This is a genomic window from Paenibacillus sp. D9, from assembly GCF_001188365.1.
GTDB classification, from domain to species: domain Bacteria; phylum Bacillota; class Bacilli; order Paenibacillales; family Paenibacillaceae; genus Paenibacillus_O; species Paenibacillus_O humicus.
Genome location: NZ_JZEJ01000001.1, coordinates 4,963,933 through 4,984,985 on the forward strand (window position 1 = coordinate 4,963,933; position 21,053 = coordinate 4,984,985).

The 21,053-nt window shown below is 59.0% G+C and carries 21 protein-coding genes; 20 read left to right on the top strand and 1 reads right to left on the bottom strand.

Features of this window, described 5'->3' with window-relative positions:
* Positions 1 to 221: 221 nt before the first annotated feature.
* Complete coding sequence (locus VE23_RS22190; RefSeq protein WP_049869157.1) at positions 222 to 662, bottom strand: prepilin peptidase; 441 nt, start codon at positions 660 to 662, stop codon at positions 222 to 224.
* Positions 663 to 798: 136 nt separating this feature from the next.
* Here VE23_RS22190 and VE23_RS22195 point away from each other — a divergent pair, with 136 nt between their 5' ends.
* From VE23_RS22195 to VE23_RS22290, 20 genes are all read left to right on the top strand, one after another.
* Entirely contained in the window at positions 799 to 2,178 is a 1,380-nt protein-coding gene (locus VE23_RS22195; RefSeq protein ID WP_049869158.1) for a hypothetical protein, read from the top strand.
* A 1-nt stretch (position 2,179) separates the two neighbouring features.
* Positions 2,180 to 3,061 carry a hypothetical protein gene (locus VE23_RS22200; RefSeq protein ID WP_021878926.1) on the top strand — a complete coding sequence of 294 codons (882 nt, stop codon included), beginning with the start codon at positions 2,180 to 2,182 and terminating at the stop codon, positions 3,059 to 3,061.
* Positions 3,034 to 3,768, top strand: a complete 735-nt coding sequence (locus VE23_RS22205) for a hypothetical protein (RefSeq protein WP_049869160.1) — start codon at positions 3,034 to 3,036, stop codon at positions 3,766 to 3,768. The genes VE23_RS22200 and VE23_RS22205 overlap by 28 nt, the downstream gene beginning before the upstream one ends.
* A gap of 89 nt (positions 3,769 to 3,857) precedes the next feature.
* Positions 3,858 to 5,327 carry an ATPase, T2SS/T4P/T4SS family gene (locus VE23_RS22210; protein ID WP_021878928.1) on the top strand — a complete coding sequence of 490 codons (1,470 nt, stop codon included), beginning with the start codon at positions 3,858 to 3,860 and terminating at the stop codon, positions 5,325 to 5,327.
* A complete protein-coding gene (locus tag VE23_RS22215; protein ID WP_049869162.1) occupies positions 5,305 to 6,291 on the top strand; it encodes a hypothetical protein in 987 nt (328 codons plus the stop codon). Before VE23_RS22210 ends, VE23_RS22215 begins: the two co-directional genes overlap by 23 nt.
* Complete coding sequence (locus VE23_RS22220; protein ID WP_049869163.1) at positions 6,288 to 7,169, top strand: hypothetical protein; 882 nt, start codon at positions 6,288 to 6,290, stop codon at positions 7,167 to 7,169. The genes VE23_RS22215 and VE23_RS22220 overlap by 4 nt, the downstream gene beginning before the upstream one ends.
* 175 nt (positions 7,170 to 7,344) lie before the next feature.
* Positions 7,345 to 7,542 carry a hypothetical protein gene (locus VE23_RS22225; RefSeq protein ID WP_048749319.1) on the top strand — a complete coding sequence of 66 codons (198 nt, stop codon included), beginning with the start codon at positions 7,345 to 7,347 and terminating at the stop codon, positions 7,540 to 7,542.
* A gap of 14 nt (positions 7,543 to 7,556) precedes the next feature.
* Entirely contained in the window at positions 7,557 to 8,036 is a 480-nt protein-coding gene (locus tag VE23_RS22230; RefSeq protein WP_049869165.1) for a hypothetical protein, read from the top strand.
* Positions 8,037 to 8,051: 15 nt separating this feature from the next.
* A complete protein-coding gene (locus VE23_RS22235; protein ID WP_048749321.1) occupies positions 8,052 to 8,549 on the top strand; it encodes a hypothetical protein in 498 nt (165 codons plus the stop codon).
* An 18-nt stretch (positions 8,550 to 8,567) separates the two neighbouring features.
* Entirely contained in the window at positions 8,568 to 8,804 is a 237-nt protein-coding gene (locus VE23_RS22240; RefSeq protein WP_048749324.1) for an EsaB/YukD family protein, read from the top strand.
* Between the two features lie 12 nt (positions 8,805 to 8,816).
* Positions 8,817 to 9,647 (top strand): DUF5050 domain-containing protein, encoded by an 831-nt coding sequence (locus tag VE23_RS22245; RefSeq protein ID WP_049869167.1) that lies wholly within the window; start codon positions 8,817 to 8,819, stop codon positions 9,645 to 9,647.
* The gene (essC, locus tag VE23_RS22250) at positions 9,644 to 13,564 is read left to right on the top strand and encodes a type VII secretion protein EssC (RefSeq protein WP_084781626.1); all 3,921 of its coding nucleotides are present in this window, start codon (positions 9,644 to 9,646) and stop codon (positions 13,562 to 13,564) included. Before VE23_RS22245 ends, essC begins: the two co-directional genes overlap by 4 nt.
* Positions 13,565 to 13,578: 14 nt before the next feature.
* The gene (locus VE23_RS22255) at positions 13,579 to 13,929 is read left to right on the top strand and encodes a WXG100 family type VII secretion target (RefSeq protein ID WP_021878936.1); all 351 of its coding nucleotides are present in this window, start codon (positions 13,579 to 13,581) and stop codon (positions 13,927 to 13,929) included.
* 73 nt (positions 13,930 to 14,002) lie between these two features.
* Positions 14,003 to 14,293, top strand: coding sequence for a WXG100 family type VII secretion target (locus VE23_RS22260; RefSeq protein ID WP_048749331.1), 291 nt, complete (start codon positions 14,003 to 14,005; stop codon positions 14,291 to 14,293).
* Between the two features lie 136 nt (positions 14,294 to 14,429).
* On the top strand, positions 14,430 to 15,611 hold the full coding sequence (locus VE23_RS22265; protein WP_049869169.1) for a hypothetical protein: 1,182 nt from the start codon (positions 14,430 to 14,432) through the stop codon (positions 15,609 to 15,611).
* A gap of 15 nt (positions 15,612 to 15,626) precedes the next feature.
* Positions 15,627 to 16,256 (top strand): hypothetical protein, encoded by a 630-nt coding sequence (locus VE23_RS22270; RefSeq protein ID WP_021880429.1) that lies wholly within the window; start codon positions 15,627 to 15,629, stop codon positions 16,254 to 16,256.
* A gap of 31 nt (positions 16,257 to 16,287) precedes the next feature.
* Entirely contained in the window at positions 16,288 to 17,037 is a 750-nt protein-coding gene (locus VE23_RS22275) for a hypothetical protein (RefSeq protein WP_048745732.1), read from the top strand.
* Between the two features lie 95 nt (positions 17,038 to 17,132).
* Positions 17,133 to 17,369: a hypothetical protein gene (locus tag VE23_RS22280; RefSeq protein ID WP_021880431.1), complete on the top strand. Its 237-nt coding sequence runs from the start codon at positions 17,133 to 17,135 to the stop codon at positions 17,367 to 17,369.
* Between the two features lie 18 nt (positions 17,370 to 17,387).
* A complete protein-coding gene (locus VE23_RS22285; protein WP_049869171.1) occupies positions 17,388 to 18,212 on the top strand; it encodes a copper amine oxidase N-terminal domain-containing protein in 825 nt (274 codons plus the stop codon).
* Positions 18,213 to 18,230: 18 nt separating this feature from the next.
* Positions 18,231 to 21,014, top strand: a complete 2,784-nt coding sequence (locus VE23_RS22290) for a hypothetical protein (RefSeq protein ID WP_157054019.1) — start codon at positions 18,231 to 18,233, stop codon at positions 21,012 to 21,014.
* Positions 21,015 to 21,053 lie beyond the last annotated feature (39 nt).

A 21,053-nucleotide genomic window follows, 5' to 3' on the forward strand; every position in this document is an offset into this window, starting at 1 on the left:
TAAGAAGGAATTGGATAAAAAATCGTCGAAAGCCAGATGATCAGTATCGAAAGTAATTATTGAAATTCAAATAAATGTATATGATAGCAATAATACACATTTTATAGAGACTTTAATTAGGTAAGTAGAGATTTCAATCCAGGAAAAAAATAACGGTTTAAGTCGTTTTAACTAGTTCTAGAGCGGTTATAGGTAAATAATCACATATTTGTTTTTCTGCTTTAAAGGATTTCTTTCCAAACATAGCTGATTGCATATAACGAAAGAAATGCGGCGAGAACGAAGGGCGCGAATGGGACCGAAACGATCCGGCGTTTCATTCCGACTCGGACCAGAGCCGCGCAGGCAAGCGCCAAAAGACAGGCGGCCAGGAATACATACAGATTCAGCAGCCATCCTGCAGCTGCGCCCGTCGCGGCCAGCAGCTTGATGTCGCCTGCGCCGACGCGCCCCAGCCAGGAGCGCAGCAGCAGCAGCGGCAAGGAAGGCAGCAGGATGCCAGGCAAGGATTCCAGAGGCGTTCCGGACAGGAACTGGCGGCCTATGCCTGCCAGAAGCAGCAAGAGAAGCCATTTGTTTGGAATCCGCCTCCATCTGATATCCGCTACGGAACATAGAAGAAGCAGCAATAGGATGAATCCATCCATGAATACATAAGGCATGCCTTTGCCACCTTCAGGTCTAGAAATATTGAAGCTTGCTTTGGAAAAGAACGGCGCTATTCTCTCATATTGGCTGGTCAAGGTCAATGATAGAGATTTGCATAAAGATAGAATTCTATGACGCCAGGTGATTCGATTGAAAGTATTGCTCGTATCCGGTCTCTCGCACCGGTTTGCCGCGGCCTACGCGCCGAAACCCAAAGATATTCTCAACGTCGAAGAGCTCTTGCTGGGCAGCGTCCTGAATGGCCTCGAAGAAGCGAGACCTGACGTCGACGGCCTGTTGGTGACAGACGACGCCTTGACCGGAGATTCCGGCACAGACCGCCATCATCTGGAAAGAATCGCCGCCTGGATGTCCCGCAACCGGCCATCGGGGTTCCGATTGGTGCTTTTGCTCCGTCATGAGAGGCGGCTGAAGGGGATGGAACATCTTCTCCGCGCGTATTCAGGGCAGATCGTCACGCTCTCATGCCCATATCCCCGCATCCCGGCTTATATGTACCGGCAGGCTTTCGAGGCGCTCTCGGACATCAGGAACAACAAAGAAGCCGCCCGATCCGATCGGGAGCCTGCCGCTCAGCGGCGCCGGGAAGCCGAGTCGGAGCCCGACCGCAAAAAATCATTCCTGGACCGGTTCCGGCCCAAACCGAGGGAAGAGGCGCCGCTTGAAGCGACGGATCCTCTCGCCAGAGCGTTCGACGGCATCGGGAGAGGCATCAGCCGGGCTGTCGCTGTGACCGGACACCGCGGCAGCGGAGTGACGAGTACCGCTGTCAATCTCGTCTCCGAGGCGGAGAAGCGGGGACTAAGCGCCTTCCTGATCGACCTCGATCTGGAGTACCGCAGCTCAAACATGTATTTCAGCCGCTTCCACGACGAGACCAAGAGGGACGAGGAACTTAATGCATCTTTGATCCGAACTCTCGCGAGGCCTCAGGATTACATGACGACCGCCTTTCCGGTCAAGGACAACCTCTGGCTGGCGGCGCTCGGTTATTCGTTCCAGGACCGCAAGCTGATCGAGCAGTTCTGCACCAGCTCCAAGCTGGTCGGATTGCTGTCGATGCTGCGGAACCGGTTCAATCTCATCGTGCTGGATCTGCCGATGGATCTGCTGCCCGCGTTCCGGGATGCGATGATTCATGTCGATGCCTTCGGGCTGTGCGTGCCCAACAATATCCACGCCGTGCTCAGCACGGCGCGCAATGCGGAGGTCGCGCTGAGCCGGGATGACGCGCTGTATATGAACGCCAAGTCCAAGGTCATCGTCACGAAATACAACGACCGCTCCAGGCTGCAGGGGGAGCCGTTCACGCCGGACAAGACGGCCGAGCTTCTCTCCTCCGGGCTCAGCGAAAGCTTCGGCTATGAGATGAAGACGGCCGGCTGCATTCCTTTCAGCCATGAGTTCGACACCCAGATTGAAACCGATATAACGGCGGTCCATTCCGGCAAGGAATACGAGAGAGCGTTCGGAGACCTGCTGCTGCGACTGATGGAGGGAGCCAAGTAAGATGGATTTGAGCACGATCAAGAGCGTTTCGCCCAACCGCAATACGTTCAAGAAAATCATGGCGCTGCTGTTCAGCCTCGCTGTCATCGCCGGTTCGTTCGTCGTCATCACCAATGCCAACAAGGCTGCCAAGGATACGGTCGACGTGCTGCGGGTCAGCGATAGCGGAGGCATTCCGGCCCATACCGTCCTGACGGAAAAGCAGCTGCAGAAATATGCGATCATCCGCAAGGAGTATACCGACGATATGGTGCTGGCTGAGCATATGGACGAGGCTGTCGGCAAATTCAGCAAGTATTACCTGCGCGGCAACGGCGTTCTCTACAAGGATCAGCTGGCCGCCGAGGTGCCGAAGAAAAACGAATGGCTGTACAAGCTGGACGACAAGCAGGAGGTGCTGACGCTCCCCTACAACTTTCTCGAAGCCGGCGGCGACATCCTGATGCCGGGCGACCGCGTCCGGATCCGGGTATCCTATGAGGTCGACAAGCCTGCGGCCAGCAATCCCAACGACATCTACAGCGTGTCCCAGGGCAAGACGACCAAGACCGAGGTGCTGTTCGACAGCATTGTCGTCAAGGATATGCTGAACGGCAACAGCCACTCCATTTACGAAGTGTACAAGGAAGTGCTGAAGCTGAGCGAGGACAAGCGCCAGACCGTCATGAAAAGCGAGGATTTCCTCAAGAACATCCAGCCGAGAGCCTTGCTCCTGGAAGGCTCCAGCGACCAGATCAACTACTATGCGAAGTTCAAGAGCATGGAGAACAAGTCCCTGCTGATCACGATCCTCAGCCGCAGCGACAGCCAGGCGATCGTAGACCAGCTGCCGACGCTGCAGAACGAGGTGGAGTCGTGGATCGACAAGCAGAACGGAAATTAGGAGGCATCTTTCAAAAGCTCAGCCCGACCGATCTCGTCGGAGCGGAGCTGCAGGACAGCCGGCTGATCTACAGCGTCGTCGGCTTCATGCCGGCGAGCGATTTTACGGACAACGCGCTGCTCATCAGCAATCTGGCTTATCTGCTGTCGCAGAAGGGGCTCAATACCTGCGTGGTCGATCTCAAGGTGTTCTATCCGAATCTCTATCAATACTTCGATGTCAAGCCGAACAAGCGGGGCGGCGGGCTGATCCGGGTGCTCAAGAGCGACAAGGCCGACTTCCGCGACGAGCTGATCCAGACCAGGCACGAGCGGCTGTACCTGCTGTCGCCCAGCCCTTACGACCTGATCGAAGAATATTTCGACTTCGAGTTCGAGCATCTGGAGCGGGTCATCGAGACGCTTAAGGGAATGTTCGACATCATCCTGCTGGATATCCCGAACATCCCGGCTCTGGAGCTCAGCGTGGGCGCGATGAAGTATTGCCATGTCGGCTTCTTCACCGGCTCGGAGCGGGTCGACGTCGCGGGCAACATCATGAAGATGCTCGACTATGTCTCCTCGATCGGCATCAGCACGGCCAAGTTCACAAGCGTGATCCTCATGAACCTGCAGAACCTGCCGTTCGATCACAAAGTGCTGGGCGACTTCGGGCTCAAGATCGCAGCGGCGCTGCCGGCGGGGTGCTGGAGGGCAAGCTGTACGTGAAGGATACGACACTGATGAACAAATATTTCCTGCGCGAGATGCGCAAGCTGGCCGATCTGCTCGGAAGCCAATAGAGGGGGAGGAAAGTCATGCTTACGCGGGCCAAGGTCAGCGAGCTGCAGCAGAGAGTGTCCCATCAGGCGCAGAGCGCCGAGGATATGGAGGACCTGAAAAGCAAGTATACGACGATCACCTTCGACGAGGTGCTCGAGCTGTGCCAGAAGTACATCACCAAGATCGCGACGCATGCTTTCCGCCGCGAGAGCGATCCCGGGCGCAAGCGGGAGATGACGAAGTCCTACATCAACGAGTTCGTCGATTCCCAGCGTCCAACGGTCGAGGGCCACTACGATCTGCTTTCGCTCAAGCAGGCGCTTGTCGACGAGATCACCCACTATGGGCCGATCACCAAGGCGATGGAGGATCCGGCGATCGACGAGATCCGGGCGAACGGCCCGGAGCAGATCTTTGTCGAGAGCGGAGGCAAGTCGCTCGCCTGGGATCAGCATTTCAGCGACCGGGAGCATATGGAGCGGATCATATCCAAGCTGATCGGCGTCTCCAAGGTGAGGCTGACTCCGAAGATTCCGATGGTCAACGCCCGCACGATCGAGGGTTACCGGGTCAACGCGACCCATGCGGAAATCTCGCCTTACGACATGCCGGCCTTTGTCATCCGGAAGTTCAGCAAGAAGTCGGTCACGCCGGAGATGATGATCCAGAACGAATCGTTCTCGGCCAACATGTTCAAGCTGCTGTCGCTCATCCCCAAGGCGGATCTCTCCTGGATCACGGTCGGGCCGACAGGCAGCGGCAAGACGACTCTGAACGAGGTGCTGATCAAGGAGATCAATCCGCTGTCGCGCATCATTACGATCGAGAATCCTTCGGAGATGAGGCTGCTGCGCAGAGAAGGCGGCACCGATCACGGACGTGTCATCAACGACGTGCTCCAGTACGAATCGGTGCCGGACGAGGATGACTCCAGCCCGGCGACGATGGAGAATCTGCTCATCAACGCGATGCGGCAGTCGCCGCACTGGATCGGTCCGGGCGAGCTGCGGACGCCGGGCGAGTTCGCGACTGCGCTGCGTGCCGCGCAGACGGGACACTACTTCTTCACCACGCTGCATGCCGAGGGCGACAGGGAAGCGATCTACCGGTTCCTGACCGCTTACCTCATGGCCTCCAACGAGCCGGCGGAGCTGGCGCTGAGGAATATATGCACGGCGGTCAAGTTTGTCATCTTCCAAGAGAAGCTGGCCGACGGCACGCGCAAGGTGACCTCCATATCCGAGATTCTCGGCTCCGAGGGTCTGGAGCCGATCGTGAACCCGATCTACAAGTTCATCTCGGAGGATGTGCTGGAGGAGAAGGGCACGCACCGGGTGCTCAAGATCGTCGGCAAGCATAAGCGCGTCGGCATGCTGTCGGAGAAGGTGCAGCAGTCCATGCTCAAGGCGGGCATCAAGCGCAGCCGCTTCGACTTCCTGACCCGGATGCCGGACGACAACGAGACAGAGAGGTATGTGCCGGATGAATACGACGCTTCTCGTTAGCCTGTTTCTCGGCATCGGCGCCTTCGTGCTCTTCAATGCGGTGTTCGAGGTCCGCTTCTTCCAGGGTGCCGGCCGGTTCATCCTGAATCTGGTCGACACGCTGGCGGAGCATCTCGGCCGCTACAACACCAGGCGTTATGTGGAGCGGATCAAGCGGGAGCGGATCGTGCGGCGCAAGGAGAACGTGTTCACCAAATACAACCGGCTGGCAGAGGAGCTGATCCTCGACTTCCGGCTGCCGCTGACGCTGGAGAGCTTCACCTCCCTCCTCTGCATCCTGTTCGCCCTGACGGCGCTCCTGATCGTGTTCTTCATGCAGAATGTGACGCTGTCGGTCGTCGTCACGATCTCGATCTTCATCGGGCTGCTGACCTACTTCGTCATGCAGTCCAAGTCGATCAAGGCGGAGCGGCTGGAGGCGATCATGGACGCCGAGGACATCATCTGTCCGCTGGCGCGCGACGGGGTGCTGGTCGCGATCAAGAAGGTGATGGCGACGGAAGAATACATACGCCCTGCTCTCCGGCCTTACTTCCAGCAGTTCATCGACAACTGCGAGAACAACGGCTATTCGTTCAAGCAGGCCATCCTGCTGCTGAACCGGCAGCTTGGCCCCAAGTTCGACAACTTCACGAAGAAGGCCATCACATTCGAGTACAACGAGCGCAAGGGGATGGCGGATATCTTCCTCGACATCGTCGACGAAAACGCCGTGCTGCGCGAGATCAACGTCCGCAAGGATCGAATCTTCCGCAAGATGAACCGCGATTTCCTGCTCAAGACGCTGATCATCGTCCTGTTCTTCTTTTACGCTCTGTCGGTGCCCGACTTCCGGGAATTCATGCTCCATACGACAGCAGGCAAAGTGATCAACTCCCTGCTCGTCAGCGTCATCTGCATCAGCTTCGCCCGCTGCCAGGCGCTGCAGGGCAATCTCGGGCCGGGAGGCGGTGGGGCCAAATGATCGCAATCGCCAAAATAAGCGCGCTGATCTCGGTGCTGTACATTGTCAAAGCGTTCTTGTATCCGATGTTCCGGCCGGTCAACCGGCGGCAGAAGCAGCGCGCCCGCCGGCTGCTCAAGGAACGGCGGAGCGAGGCGAGGCGCGCCCGGTTCCAGCAGTTCAAGAGCGGAACGGCCGCCAGATATGCCGACCGTCTGATGGGCTCGCCGGAGCGGCTGCGGCTGCAGAAGCTGATCGATCGGCTCGATCTGGCGAAGAAGCCGGCGGAGATCCGGGTGGAGCAGCTGCTGTATTCGGGTGGAGCGGTGCTGATTACGCTGCTGGCGCTGAGCGCCAACCGGCTGATCGGGTGCGTGGCGGCCGTGCTGATCTTCCTCGGCTGGCTGTACCCGGCCTCCGAGCTGGAAAAGAAGATCGAGCGCAAGAACCGCAACATCGCGCTCGATTTCCCGGGATTCTACAGCATGGCGTATTACCAGTACGCCAAGTCCGTCAACATTTATCTCGCGGACGTCATCCGGGACTATCTGCCGAGCGCCAATCCGGATATGGCCGAGGAGCTTGGAGTCATGCTCGACAATATCGAGTACGGCGAGGAATACGCGCTCAAGCAGTTCAAGAAGCGGGTGCCGCTGCACTACATCATCAAGTTCTGCGACATCATGGAGACCCGGCTCAAAGGGTACGACAACATCTCGCAGATGGAGTACCTCAAGAACGAGGTCGACGAGTTCCGCGTCGTCGCGCTGGAAGACGATCTAAAGCGGCGCGAGCGGAGCAATTCCCGCCTGCAGCTGGTGCTGATCGCGGTGCTGATCGTGTACATCGCCATATACTATCTGTTCACGGTTCTGGATTCGATCAAGATGTTCCAGTAATTCAGGAGTCCATCATATAAACATTCCACCTGCGCGAGGCCGCTTATTGGCTGCATTCGCGGAGCATTGTTCCAATCGCTGTTGTCCCCGAATTTCTGCCTCCACCTGAGCAGCGGTCTTTGTACAATTTTCAAGCTCATCTATTACATCATTCATTTCACTGGGGGAAACGGTCATGGATAAGAAACCGGTCAAGAAACAATCGTTCTGGAGCGAGGAGTCGGGTGACTTCGGCATCAAGGGCATTGCGATCACAGTGGCGGTCATCGTCATCATCGGCGCCGTCGTCGCCATCATCAACCAGAACCTGAACACCTGGGTGACGGACGTGTGGGACATGTTCATCAAGAAGATCGATGATCTGATCAAATAAAGGCGGGTGAGTCCATGCGCGGCATAGCCAAAGCCCTGCTGGCGACGATGCTGGTGTCGGTGGCCATCATGCTGTTCACGAATCTCGTCTTCTTCTTTCCCTGGTATACGACGCTCATCGTAGAGACGTTCAATCTGTCCCAGGTGGCGGCAGGCGACAACTATGTCAAGCGCAGCTATTACGACGATGCTCTCGACCGGCTCAAGAACAGGCCGATCTACAGAGAAAAGGCGAACGACATCAAGCTGACAGTCGTCAACGCGGACGACTACGACGCCGTCGGCTCCGACGACGAGGCCAGCTACGAGAACGCGACCGAGATTCAGAAGCCGTACAGGCAGAGAGGCAAGCCGGTCAAGGTGACGCTGAGCGCCGTCTACCCGCTGAGCATCACGGTTTGGGGCAGGAAGATCGAGGAGGAGGTGCCGGTGAGCTTCTCGCTTACGACAGTCGGCCTCAAGCATTACAAGGACTTGACCTACTATTTCGATTAGACGGGACTGAGGGGAATGCGTACGATCGCGATCGGACTGCTGCTGGTTATCCTCGCATCCATCCTGATCGAGCCGTTGGTGGAGATCAGCCTCGTGATGAAGGACAAGATTGCTCTGGGCACCTCGCTCAGCAATGCAGCCCGGTCCGCCAAGGACCGCAGCCTGCAGTACGAGGCGATGCGCGGCCTGGACGCCAAGGTCGATCCCGAACGGTTCAAGGATTACTTCTCGGAGGCATTCGGCGCGGCGATGAACGCCTCGCTCGATTCCAGATCCGGAGACACGCTCCGCTTCCGCTCCAACAACGGCAAGTGGAACGATATCGTCGTCACTCTGGACATCGCGGAGAACGAGGATCCCTCGACGGAGCGGACGGTGACGAAGGTGGAGGTATCGGCCGAATCGGATTACCGGTTCAAAACGAAGTACCTGAGAGCGGCAAGCGGGGCAGGAACGACTTCTCCCTTCCGGATGAAGATGGACCGCGAGCTGCTGCTGTCGGTGAAGAATTGACGGAAAGGAAGCTTCTGCATGGACTACATCATGGTGACCTTCCAGGCGGATAGGCGCCCTGCCGTGGATCTGAAGATCCCGGCCTTCGTTACGGCCGGCGAGCTGCTCGCCATGCTGGACGAAGCGCTGAATCTGGAGCTGGATGCCGGGCAGGGAGGCAGGCTGCAGGCGGAGCCGCTGGGGCGCATTCTGGACGGGCGCCGCACGCTGGAGGAAGAAGGAGTCGGACACGGAGCTCTGCTCACGCTGATATAGGGAGGTGACGAGGTGCAGGGAAATCTGGCGAATGGAGGACTCGTCCTGCAGGCGGGGAACGGAGTCTGGATCAGCGATGTCGACCGCTACTCAGGGACGCTCTGCCTCGATCCGTCCGGCGGCGTCTCCCGGATCGACGGCCTGCTCTGGTTCATGAACGCCGGAGCGGATGCCGTGTACGGCAGCGACCAGCTGCGCGGCGGCGCGTTATGCGCGTACGATCCCGCGAGCGGCCGCGGCCGGCTGCTGTCCGAGACTCCCTGCAGCGGTCTGACGCTGCGGGGGGAATGGCTTTATTACTTAAGCGAGAAGGATCTGCGGCTGTACCGCTGCCATACCGACGGCAGCGGAGAAACACGGCTGACGGACGAGCAGGCGCGCGGCTTCCTTGTGGACGAGGACCGGATCTACTTCAGTGCGGATGCAGGAATCCATGTCATCCGGACGGGCGGGAAGCAGCGGGAGCGGCTGTCGGCTTGCCGCTGCGGGGCGATCGTTCCGATCGGCGGCTGGCTTGCGTTCGGCGATCCCGACAACCGCGGTACGCTGACGCTGATCGATAAGGAAAGCGGAGCCGTGGCGGAGGCTTTCGAGGATATCGAAGCGGGCAGCATCGTCGCCGACGGACGTTATCTGTATGTCGCCAATCTTCGCAACGGCGGCACGATCTATCGGATCGATCCCATCCAGGGCCGGACCATCCGCATCTGCGGCGAACGGGCCGAGAGCCTGCATATAATCGGAGGCGATCTGTTCTTCCGGGACGGCTCCGGCTGGAGCCGGATGTCGCTGCTCGGGGGACAAGCCTCTCGGGTCGAGCTGCAGGATGGAGGGATGGCATGATGAAGACCAGCCAGCATGCCTTCAGCCGCCAGCCTCGTTTCATGCCTGACATGCCGGGTGGAGAGGTCGCCATTCCCGATCCGCCGTATTCCCAGGAGAAGCCCGACATCGCCTGGTTCACGATTCTCGCGCCGCCGGCGGTCATGCTCGTCATCACGTTCATGCTGGCGCTGACGTCGCAGTCGATGTTCCTGCTGATCTCGATCGCGACGACCGCCATTACGCTCGTCACCTCGCTGACGGGGGCCGCATCGCAGATCCGCCGGTACAAGAACCGCAAGAAGGAGCGCGAGAGCAAGTACCTGCAGTTCATCGCGGACCGGCGCAGCGAGCTGGCGATCGCCCGCGAGCAGCAGGCCAAGGCGATGAACGAGCTCCATCCGGAGCCGGCCGTCTGCCTCCAGCGGATCGCCAGCCTGGACGGCAAGCTGTGGGAGAGGACGTCCTCGTACCCGGACTTTCTGGCTCTGCGCCTCGGCCTCGGCAACGTGCCGCTCTCGATGACGATCAAGCACAGCCCGCAGGCAATCCTGCTTGAGAGCGATCCGCTGCAGATGGAGCCGCAGCGGCTGGCGCTCGAATTCGAGCGTGTTCCGGACGTGCCGGTGGCGGTCGATCTTGCCGGCTCGGAGATTTGCGGAATCGCAGGCGAGGATGGCAAGACGGCGGAGCTGGCGAGGCTCATGCTGCTGCAGCTCATCACCCATCACGGCTACGACGACGTCCGCGTCGTCGTGCTGGCCGCCGACGACGGCGCCGCCAAGTGGGATTGGCTGAAGTTTCTGCCGCATCTGTGGGATGACGCCATGGAGACGAGATATCTGCTGTGCGGCAAGGCGGTCGCCCATCAGGCGCTCGGCGACCTGTACGCCGTCCTGAAGGACCGGGAGTTCCGCACGGTAGGCGGTTCGACGCTGCCGCATTATGTCTTCGTTGTTGAGGACGCATCCCTCCTCGATTACGAGCCGATCAACAAATACGTGTTCAACCGCTGCGGGCACCTGGGCGTCTCCTCGGTGTTCCTTGCCGGCAACCAGGCTTACCTGCCGATGAACTGCCGGACCGTCATTACGCTGCAGGGCAAGACCGGCGAGCTGGCGGACCGGGAGAGCGGCGGCAAGATTCTGTTCCGCCCGGACAAGCTCGACTTCAAGAGCCTGCAGCAGACAGTCAGGCGGCTCGGACCGCTGCGGCTGCGGGAGAACGGCGCGAGCTTCTCCCTGCCCGCCTCCGTCACGCTGCTCGATCTGCTCCGTGTCCGTACGGTCGGCGAGGTCGAGCTGGCGGAGCGCTGGAGCCGCAACCGCACGTTCAAGGGCATCAGCGTGCCGATCGGCGTGAAAGGCGGCGGCTCGCTGTTCAGCCTCGATCTGCATGAGACGGGGCACGGTCCGCACGGCCTCGTCGCCGGCACGACGGGATCGGGCAAGAGCGAGCTGCTGCAGAGCATCATCATCTCGCTGGCGGTGAACTATCATCCCCATGACATTGTCTTCGTCCTGATCGACTACAAGGGCGGCGGCATGGCGGATGTATTCAAGGGCATGCCGCATCTTGTCGGCACGATCACGAACCTTGGAGGCAATCAGACGACGCGGGCGCTGCTATCGATCAAGAGCGAGCTGCAGCGGCGGCAGCGGCTCTTCTCCCGGTACGGAGTCAACAATATCGACCGCTACCAGAAGCTCTATTACAGCCTCGACGACCGGGGAGACATGCCTCCGATTCCGCATCTGGTCATGATCGCCGACGAGTTCGCCGAGCTGAAGCAGGACCAGCCTGAGTTCATGAAGGAGCTCGTCAGCGCGGCTCGCGTCGGCCGAAGCCTCGGGGTCCATTTGATTCTGGCCACCCAGAAGCCGGCCGGCGTCGTGGACGACCAGATCTGGAGCAACTCGAAGTTCAAGATCTGCCTCAAGGTCCAGGACGAGGCCGACAGCAAGGATGTCATCAAGCGTCCGGATGCGGCCCTGATCAAGGAGCCGGGCCGGGCTTACATCCAGGTCGGCAACGACGAGATCTTCGAGCTCTTCCAGTCTGCCTACTCCGGAGCCGACTATGATCCCGAGGGCGAGATGCTGCGCAGCGAGAACCGCGTCAAGCGGATCTACGAGCTGGGGCCGGGAGGCAGGGCGGAGCAGATCTATCCCGCGGAGGAAGAGAAGATCGCGGCGAGGGAGCTGCCGAGCCAGCTCAAGGCGATGGTCGATCATATCGCGTCGACGGCAAGGGACGGCGGCATCCTGCCGCTGGAAGGTCCGTGGATGCCGCCGCTGCCGGAGCAGCTCGACCTGAAGGGCATGCTGCCGGAGGCGGCGCTGGCTTCCTGCGAGAGCGGCATCTGGCCGGCGGACAAGCCGATCTTCGCCGTCTCCGCCGGCATGCTCGACGATCCGCGCGGCCAGCTGCAGGAGCCGCTTGTCATCGATTTTGCCGCTGAAGGCAATCTGTTCGTGTACGGGGCGCCGGGAACGGGCAAGACGGTGCTGCTGAGGACGCTCTGCCTGTCGATCGCCATGTCCTATTCGCCGGACGAAGCCCGGATTTACGTCATGGACTTCGGCGGTTCTTCCTTCAAGGCGATGGAGAAGCTTCCCCATTGCGGCGGCGTGATGACGCTGGAGCAGGAGAGCCGGATCAGCCAGTTCATGCTCTACATCTTCCGCCTGATGGAAGAGCGCAAGCGGCTCTTCGAGCAATCCGGCAGCGACGGCTTCGCCGACTACCGCGGCAAGGGCGGCAGGCTGCCCGCCGTCGCCGTCGTCATCGACAATTACTTCGCGCTGTCGGAAACCTATGAGGCGGTGGATGACAAAATGATCGTGCTCGCCCGGGAAGGCTTCAAGTACGGCATCTACATGGTCGTCACCGCGACCAACTCGGCGCTCGTCCGGTACAAGTTCGCCGTCAACTTCAAGATGGCCGTCAGCCTGCAGCTGACGGACAAAAGCGAGTATGACGGCATCGTCGGCCGGACGGAAGGGCTCGTGCCTGCCCGCGTGCCGGGACGGGCGCTCGTGCGCGGAACGCCGCCTCTGGAATTCCAGACGGCGCTTCCGGAATGGGACGGGCTTGGCAGCGATGTCCTGATCGGCAAGTTCAGCAGGCTTGCCGAGGACGGCCTGATCAGCCGGGCGGAGCCGATTCCGATGATGCCGGAGCGGATCTTCATCGACGAGCTCAATGACGGCGGAGCCGATGTCCCGGCAGGCGGCCGGATCGCGATCGGCCTCGCCGACCGCGATCTGCAGCCGGTGAGCCTAGAGCTGGCCGCGACCCCGGTCGTCATGGTCGCCGGAGATCCGATGGCGGGCAAGAGCACGCTGCTCGTGTCCTGGGTCGAGATGCTCCGCCGCCGCCTCGGAGATGACGGCATGCAAGTGTATGTGCAGGATTCCAGCTCGATGGGATTGTACCCGCTGCTCGTCAAGCCGGGGGCGGAAGATTTGTCCAGGATCGAGGATATGTATGCGTTCACGGAGGAGCTCAAGGAGGAGCTGGCCGCACGCAGGTCCCAGCTGCTAGCCGTCCGCCGCTCCGGCGGAGATGCGGACGCTCTCATGGCTTCATGGAAGCAGCTGGTCTTCGTCATCGACCGCCTCTCGGAGTTCACGGCAGGCGATCAATACGCGCTCAAGGAGCTGCTGGAGCGGATCGTCAAGCAGGAGCGCGGCATGAAGGTCGCCGTGCTCGCCGCCGATACGACCTCGGAGCTCGCGAACAACTGGGACAGCCTCGGCAAGGCGATCCGAGAGGAGCAGACGGGCATTCTGCTCGGCAGCCTCAAGGATCAGAACCTCTACAACGCAAGACTTCCTTACGGCAGCCAGGAGAAGGAATTCGAGCAGGGCGACGGGTATCTGGTCGTGAAAAACAAATTCACCGGACTCCGGACGGCGATCCTGTCCGGGAGGTAAAGGAGGCGCCGCACATGCCCACACCGTCGGAAATCCGCGGCAACGCCGCTGCCGTGAATGCGGCCGCGGACGAAATCAGGCGGGCTGAAGCCCGCTACAGAACGGAGGTATCCGCCGCAGCCTCGTGGTGGCAGGGGGAAGCGGGCAAGGCATTCGCGGATTCCTACAAGGAAATCCAGGCGGATATCAACCGTCTGCTGTCCAAGATGGACGGCCTGGAGAGCAGCCTCAAAGGGCTGGCCGGAGATGTCCAGCGCGCCGACGACGAGCGCCGCCGCAAGCTCGAGGAGGAGCGGCGACGGGCTCAGGAGCAGGAGCAGCGGCGCCGCGAGGAAGAAGCGCGCAAGTCGGCGGGACGCCGCTAGAAGCCCACCGGTACAGCCCCGGCTGCTGATCTGAGGAAGGCACGGCATTTCTTTTGAAAGGAGGTGAATCCAAATGGCAAACCAGACATTCAGCCCCGAACAGGCGAGAAGCGTAGCAAGCTCCATCAAGAACAAGGGCCAGAACGCGAAAAGCGTCGTTGATCAGCTCGACCGCGAGATCAAATCCGTGGAAGGCTGGTGGCAGGGCGAATCCGCCAAGGCCTTCGTCGACGAATTCAACCAGTTGAAGCCAAGCCTCGACAAGCTCGTCGAGTGCGTGAACAACATCAGCACTTCCCTGCAGAAGGTCGCGGATATCAAGGAACAAAGCGACCGCGATATCGCCAGCCAGCTTCGCAAGTAATCATGCTCTTCATCGGCGTGCTGAGGGAGCCCGTCTCCCTCCAACACGCTTTTCCTCCGAAAACGACAGAACGGAGCCATGACGGCGAATTCGATCACATATAGATATGTCAGCTTGTGGAAAGGAGTGCAGGCTTGTGATTCTGAAGGTGAATCCCGACAGCGTATCCAAATTGGCCGCAGGCATGAAAAGCCTGGAGAAGCCGTTCGAGCCGGTCGCGGCAGGCTTGTCCCGGTCCGTCGGCGGCATGATCGCCAGCACGAAGTCGGCGTATCCCGAATCCTATGTCCAGTCTGGCGCCAGAAGCGCGGAATCGGCTCTGGCGGAGATCGGCCGTATGGCCAGCTCTATCGGCGATCGGCTGACAGACAAGATGAATACGCTCAGGGAGATCGCGGCCGAATACAAAAAGGCCGAGGAGCGGTCGAAGGGATACGCGACGGCGAAGGAAACCGTGAAGATGTACAAGAACGCCTGGGGATTGTTCGACAAAGTCGTCATCGGCGCATACTCCGTCATGCAGGGCTACCATTTTCAGATCAAGGGCGATTATGTGCATGTATACGGCTCTAAAACTCCCAAAGGGTTCTTGGGCAGCCAATACATCAAATGGCGCAAAAAAGACAATCTGATGGGGACCCGATACCGCTATGACAATGGCAAAGTCGGAAAGTATATGGACCCTAAAACAGCCATTAAAGGCGATTTGTCGAGCAGCTACAATATCTTGAAGAAAAGCGCCTGGAAAAACTCCCTTAAAGGCGGAGGCATCCTTGGAGCCGCCTTCACTGTCGGAGGAAGCGTCTACAGCTACGGCTGGGGCGAGAACAAGAACCACGGTCTGGCCAGCACCGAGTTCGCTTCCGATCTCGTCGTGGAGTCGGCGGTCATGGTCGGAACGACCGCGCTTAGCGCCGCGGCGGGCGCAGGAGCCGGCGCTCTGGCCGGCGCGGCCTTCGGCAGCGTTGTTCCTGGACTTGGGACCGCAGTCGGCTTCTTCGTCGGATTGGGCGTCGGCGTATTCATGAGCTCCGATACGGGCAAGGCGATCAAGGATTGGACGAAAGACAAGCTCAATAAGGGCATCGAAGGAACCGTCGCAGGCGTGAAGGCAGCCGGAAAAGCGTTGAAGCAAGGCGCGGAGTTCACCGGAAAAGCGATCAGCGCCGCTGCAGGTGCCGTCCACAGCACGATTGAGACAGGCGTCAAAAAAGCGAAGCAGGCTGCCGACGAGATTCTTGAAAAAGGTTCTCAAGCGGCTGATCTGATCGGGAAGGCAGCCGGCTCGCTCGTCGGCGGACTCAAATCACTCTTTTAGCAAGGAGGCATATCGATGCCGCGCGAAGCTAGGCCTGCCCGAAGCTCAAATGCCTTGTACGCTGCTTTTTTTGTGCCTCTTGTCGGCGCCGTGCTCATGTCCGTCATTCCGGCCTGGTCGCCACGGACGGCCTGGTTCGCCATTACGGCAGGCGTGCTGAACATGGCGTTTGTTCTGATCATGAGGAGAACACGGACGCTGGAGAAATCCCGCAAGCGGAAAGTGATTTTCGGCATCTCCCAATTCAATCTCTTTGTCCTTTTCATGCTGGGGATCGTCTGGAGGGTTTGGGACGGGGGGCTGCTGCTGGCAGCGGGACTTTTGCTGCTGAACGTCGTTTGCGCTTTTGTCGGCTTGAGATTCCGGAGGTTCATTTTTCAGGAAGCCGCGAATCCTCAGACAAAAACCGGCAGAATCATTTATACGATCGGGCTCGCAGGCGCAGGCGCCGCAGGCATTCTCGGCTATTCGCTGGGAAATCTTCTGGGAGAGAGGTTCGCCGGCAAGCTGCCTCTCTTTCTCACCCTCGCCTTTGTTCCCGTTTCCATGTATGTGCTGCTGGTGATTTATTCCGCTTGGAGCAAGGTAGATGATCCCGACTGGGATCCGATGGATGCGAAGGGCAGCTTCAGGTCAGGCGCCTAGCATCCCATGATGACGACAGGAGCGTGAAGAAATGACGGCTACACCGCAGACATCCATTCCCATTGATTTGAACGATCCCATGGAAATGGAAGCATTCTCGAACAAGCTGTTGATCGAATATGGGGACGGAGGCTCCAGCCTGAAGCCGGAGCACAGCCGGGAGCTTGCGCAGCTGATCCAGAACAAGTGGATCGGGCTGCAGGGCTATGCGCATGCTTACGCCCGTGACTGGGTGAACAACGAGGATATGGTGAAGCAGATCGGAGAGGATCTTGAAAAGGCCGAATCCCATGAGGAAGCGACAGAGGCGGTGCTCATTCATTTGCGCCGCTGGGGCAGGCAGGCTGCTGGCGACTTCATCGGCGCCTTCTGCTTCCTGGAAGCCAAGGCCGGGAGCGAGGGGGGAGATGACGCCATCATCGCCGAGATCCGCCGCACCGAACGGGCTTACGCCGGTTATCTGGCTGCCCATGAGCAGGAGCTGATCATCGATGAAACCGCCAGCGGGCTGAGTCCCGGGGATTCCCTCTACATTGCCCAGCCGCTGTTCCAGCATGCCCCGGGGTTCATGGACTGGCTGTTCGGGGCGGTCGATATATCCCTGCTCAACCGCAGGCCTCTGATCAAGGACGCTCTCATCGCCGACAGCTTTGAGCAGCTGCTGCTGAAGACGCTTCTCGCCTCGGGCGGCGTCGTCGAGGAGGTTTCGCTGTTTGCCGCTTATTGCGCGCATCTGCTTGATTTGCCACGGTTTTACCATCTTGGCGAAGAGGCCGTATGATCGGCAGGCTTTACCGTCGATGGGAAAGCTGGAATGACCGCTGGTGGCAAGATCTGAGCGATACATACAAGAGGTACAAAAAGGAGCATCGCAAGATGATCCGCAAAAACCGGCAGGGAAATGAAGAGATGGTGCAGGCGGGCCATTTCTACCGATTTTGGCTTGGGGAACGGGAGCTGAAGCCCGGGCAAAGGTTTTGGACCCGCTTCCTTTTCGATTGGCATTTCAGCCGGATGGAATGGATCGAAGCGCGCATCTCCTTCCCCTTTTTCATCGTCATGGCTTTGCTTGTGGCGGTCGTCCTCGGCATCGTGCTGCTGTTCGTCATTTAATCCAAGGAGGAAACCATCATGAAGAAAATCATTTCCTTGCTCGCAGCCGGCACGATCGCGGCAGCTGCCGTTCCCGTTGCTGCACAGGCGGCGGCATTGCCGCTGCGCATCGTCGTCAATGGCGAGAAGATCAGCCTGCCGGACGCGCAGCCGTTCGTGGATAAAAGCTCCCGTGCACAAGTGCCTTTACGTTTCGTCAGCCAGGCGCTCGGCGCGAAGGTGGATTGGAACAGCGGAGCCAAGCTGGCGTCGGTCTCGGCTGCCAGCATGAACGTAGCCGTGACGGTCGGCAAGAAAGAATACAAGGTCAACGGCGAGAAGAAGCTCATGGATACCGCCGCTCTCGTGAAGAGCAGCCGCACGTTCGTGCCGATCCGCTTCGTGAGCGAAGCGCTGGGCGCATCGGTCAACTGGGACAAGAAAATCAATACGATCTATATCGATACGACGGGAATCGGGACGGCGAAGCCTCCGGCGACGGGCGGAACCGGGGACGAAATCAATGCCAACGGCTTCGTCATCAAAAAGGAATATGAGTCGAAGCTTCTGGTCGACGTTTCGGAGCCGTCCGAAGTGAAGGAAGACGGAGGGGTCATCGTCCTCATTCTGCCTTTCGGATTGAAGGGTGCGGACTTCGAGAGGCAGCTAGTTGAAGCCGAATTCATCCTGAAGCAGAAAATCGAGGCCAAGACGGTGGACGCCATCATCGCATACGCGAAAAAGAAGAACAAGAGAGACATGGAGCTCGAAACGAAAAAATTCGAGGATGCGACCTACAAGGTGCTGGTCGGCTCCGCCTATTACAGCGACACAGCCATCACGGTCATTTTGAAAAAATACTAGCGGGCATGCGGGTGAAAAATGAAAAGAATCCTATCTATCTCTCTAGTCCTTGCGGCTGTTTCCAGCTTGTTCCCTTCGGCAGTCCCATCCTTCGCAGCAGCCCAGGGCGATCCTCCGGAGCGCGCGCTGACGAGCAGTTCCGATCCATCCGAAGTGTTGGCCGCGATCAACCGGGACATGTTCGATATTTACGGGCTTGAAAGCTATTTCCCGGAAAATACATCCAAGTTCGGACCCTACCGGAAGGATCTGATCCGGAACAAGCTGCAGGAATCGCAAAAAATTGATGGGCATTATGCTTTTGAAGTGGTATACGGATCCGATCATGGCGACACGCTGATCCACATGAATCCTCCGGTGAAGGAGTATTCGGGCTATACGCTGGCCGGCTCCTCGGTTCCGACGGAAGGAACCCCTTGGTATGCGGGCTGGAGCGGCCACAAAATTCAGGATATGAAGATGATCGAGGAGCCTTGGCGCAAGGAAAAAGTGACCGACCGCTATTTCATCGTGCAGAATCAGTTCAATAAGCGGGGCAATGGCTTCACGGATCGGAACGTTACGCTCGAGGATTCGATTCAGGAAGGGCTGAACAGGCTGTACGCAGGCAAGAAGTACAGCCAATTCATCTACAACCGTCAGAATGAAGCGTATAAGGACCGAATCGTGTTCGACAAAGGCGCGAAACCGAGCCTGGGAGGAAAATGGCAGGATTATGTGCATGTCTTTCAGCCTCCGACGCGGATTTCATGGGGCTACGGCATGATCTTCATTGAAAATACGCCTGGAAAAATAACGTTTCTAGGCATCCCGATGGCGCCGTTCGATCTGGTCGGTCCTCCCGAAGCCGACTTGTCGGCCAGCTTCGAGCAGCTGCCATCGGCGGCCGTATCCGGCAGCGAGGTGAGAATCGGCGTCAGAGTGAAGTCGACGTTCAAGAATCAAGTGACGGCGCCCTTCTCCTGGAGTGTGGTCGAGACGGGAACAGACCGCTCGGTCCGAGGCGTCGCCTACTCGGTCAAAGGAGAGGAGGGAACCGCTCCAACCGGCCGACTCACGCTGAATCCAAACGGAGAATCGGTACTCTATGCGACGTTCACCATGCCGGAGCGCGACGTCCGCGTCCAGTTCAACGTCAACCGGGATGGAGATTCGCCGAAAGAAGCCTACACGGCAAACAATTCCATCGACTCTCTTCCGAGAGCCGTGAAAAAAATCACGCCGATCGAGGTCGGTTATGACGTCCTCTCCCGGCAGCTGGACTTCCCGCTGGCCAACGGAGCGGATATAACGGCTGTTCTCCGTCTCCCGGGCGGTTCCAGCTATGCCTGGACCGGCAATGCGGCCGGCGCTCTGAGCGTCTCGAACCAGGCGCCGGATCTGTACAGGCAGTTCCGGGACGACAACAATCCTCCGGTCGACGAGGCGGGAACGGTCATTACGCGCAATCCGCAGATCAAGGCGGTCGTCGACCGCAAGGACTTCGGGGACGATCCTGTCGGCGGCCGTTTCTTCCAGGGCGCCGAGCCGGCATCGGCGGACCGGATCGGCAGCGTTCTCTATTCCGGCGATGTCGTCCGGCCTTGGAAATACGAGTACGACTACTGCGCGGAAGCGGACGAGAACGGCGGCTGCAAGAGAATGGAAACCGAGCGGCGGACAGGGACGGCGTCGGCAAGCTTTGACGACGGCACCGATACGAAGGCTTTCCTCGTCCACATTTACAACGGCTCCAAAACTCTCGTGCAGCATAAATATGACCAGAAGATCGAGGGAAACCAGGACAAGACGGCTGAGCCGAAAAAGCTGTACTGGGAAAACGAAGCCTACAAATTCGACGTCGTCCGCTGGATGAAGGATGTCGATGCGGCCGGCAAGGCGATCAAGTGGACGGCCGTCGACGGCCGCTATGAGCGCAGCTTCACCCAGCAGGCGAGCGGGGAGCTGGACTGGGGCGTGAAAACCTCGATGGCCGGCAGCTATAAGACGGCCAGGGAGGCGGCGAAAAACGGCGCGGGCAGCAAATCCAGCTATGACAAGGCCGTTTTCGCTACGGACCGCGAGCTGCAGAAGTTCGCCTATCCGATCAAGTCGGGCTACTACTTCAATCCCGCCGGAATCTACACGTTCAAGGTGAAGACGGTGACCTACAAGCCGACCCCGGACGATACGCAGGACCATAAAGACCTGGTCGAGGCGGCAACGGACTCATTCCGTTACGGAACCGATCTGATGTACATCGACTCCGGCAAGCGCGCGGTCAACATCCGGGGCGAGCAGCTCTCCGCCAGCGGGGGAGGCTTCGAGCGCAAAATGGGCGTTCTGTCCGCCAAAAACAACAAGGGCGTGGACGGGAAAGAGCTGCTGACGGTCAGCGGCAGGAAAGAAAGCAGCGACAGCTATAAAAAAACCGTGAGGGAGATCAAATCCTCTGCAGCCCGGGAGCAGGACGGCGATGCGACGGATCCTTACTGGAAGAAAGTGATGGAGGGTTATTCCGAGTCGTCCACGGCGAGCAGCCAGAGCAGCTACCAATACCGCGAGTACGTGAAGAACGGCAAGATGTACGAGATCACGGAAACGACGACGGTGACCATTCAGATCAACAAGGGCAATCTGCCGCTTTATACGCATGCCAATATGGCGAACGGCGGCTATACGATCCGGGCCTGGGTCGAGGATATCGACCTGTCCAAAGAAAAACATGCCTATAACGTTCTTCCGGCCTTGAAGGGAATTAAGGAGCTGGACATCGTCGGCATTACTGTGCAAGGCTCCATGCTGGATGATTTGAACAACTGAGATGAGATTGAGGACGCCGGTCGATAGGACGGCGTCTTT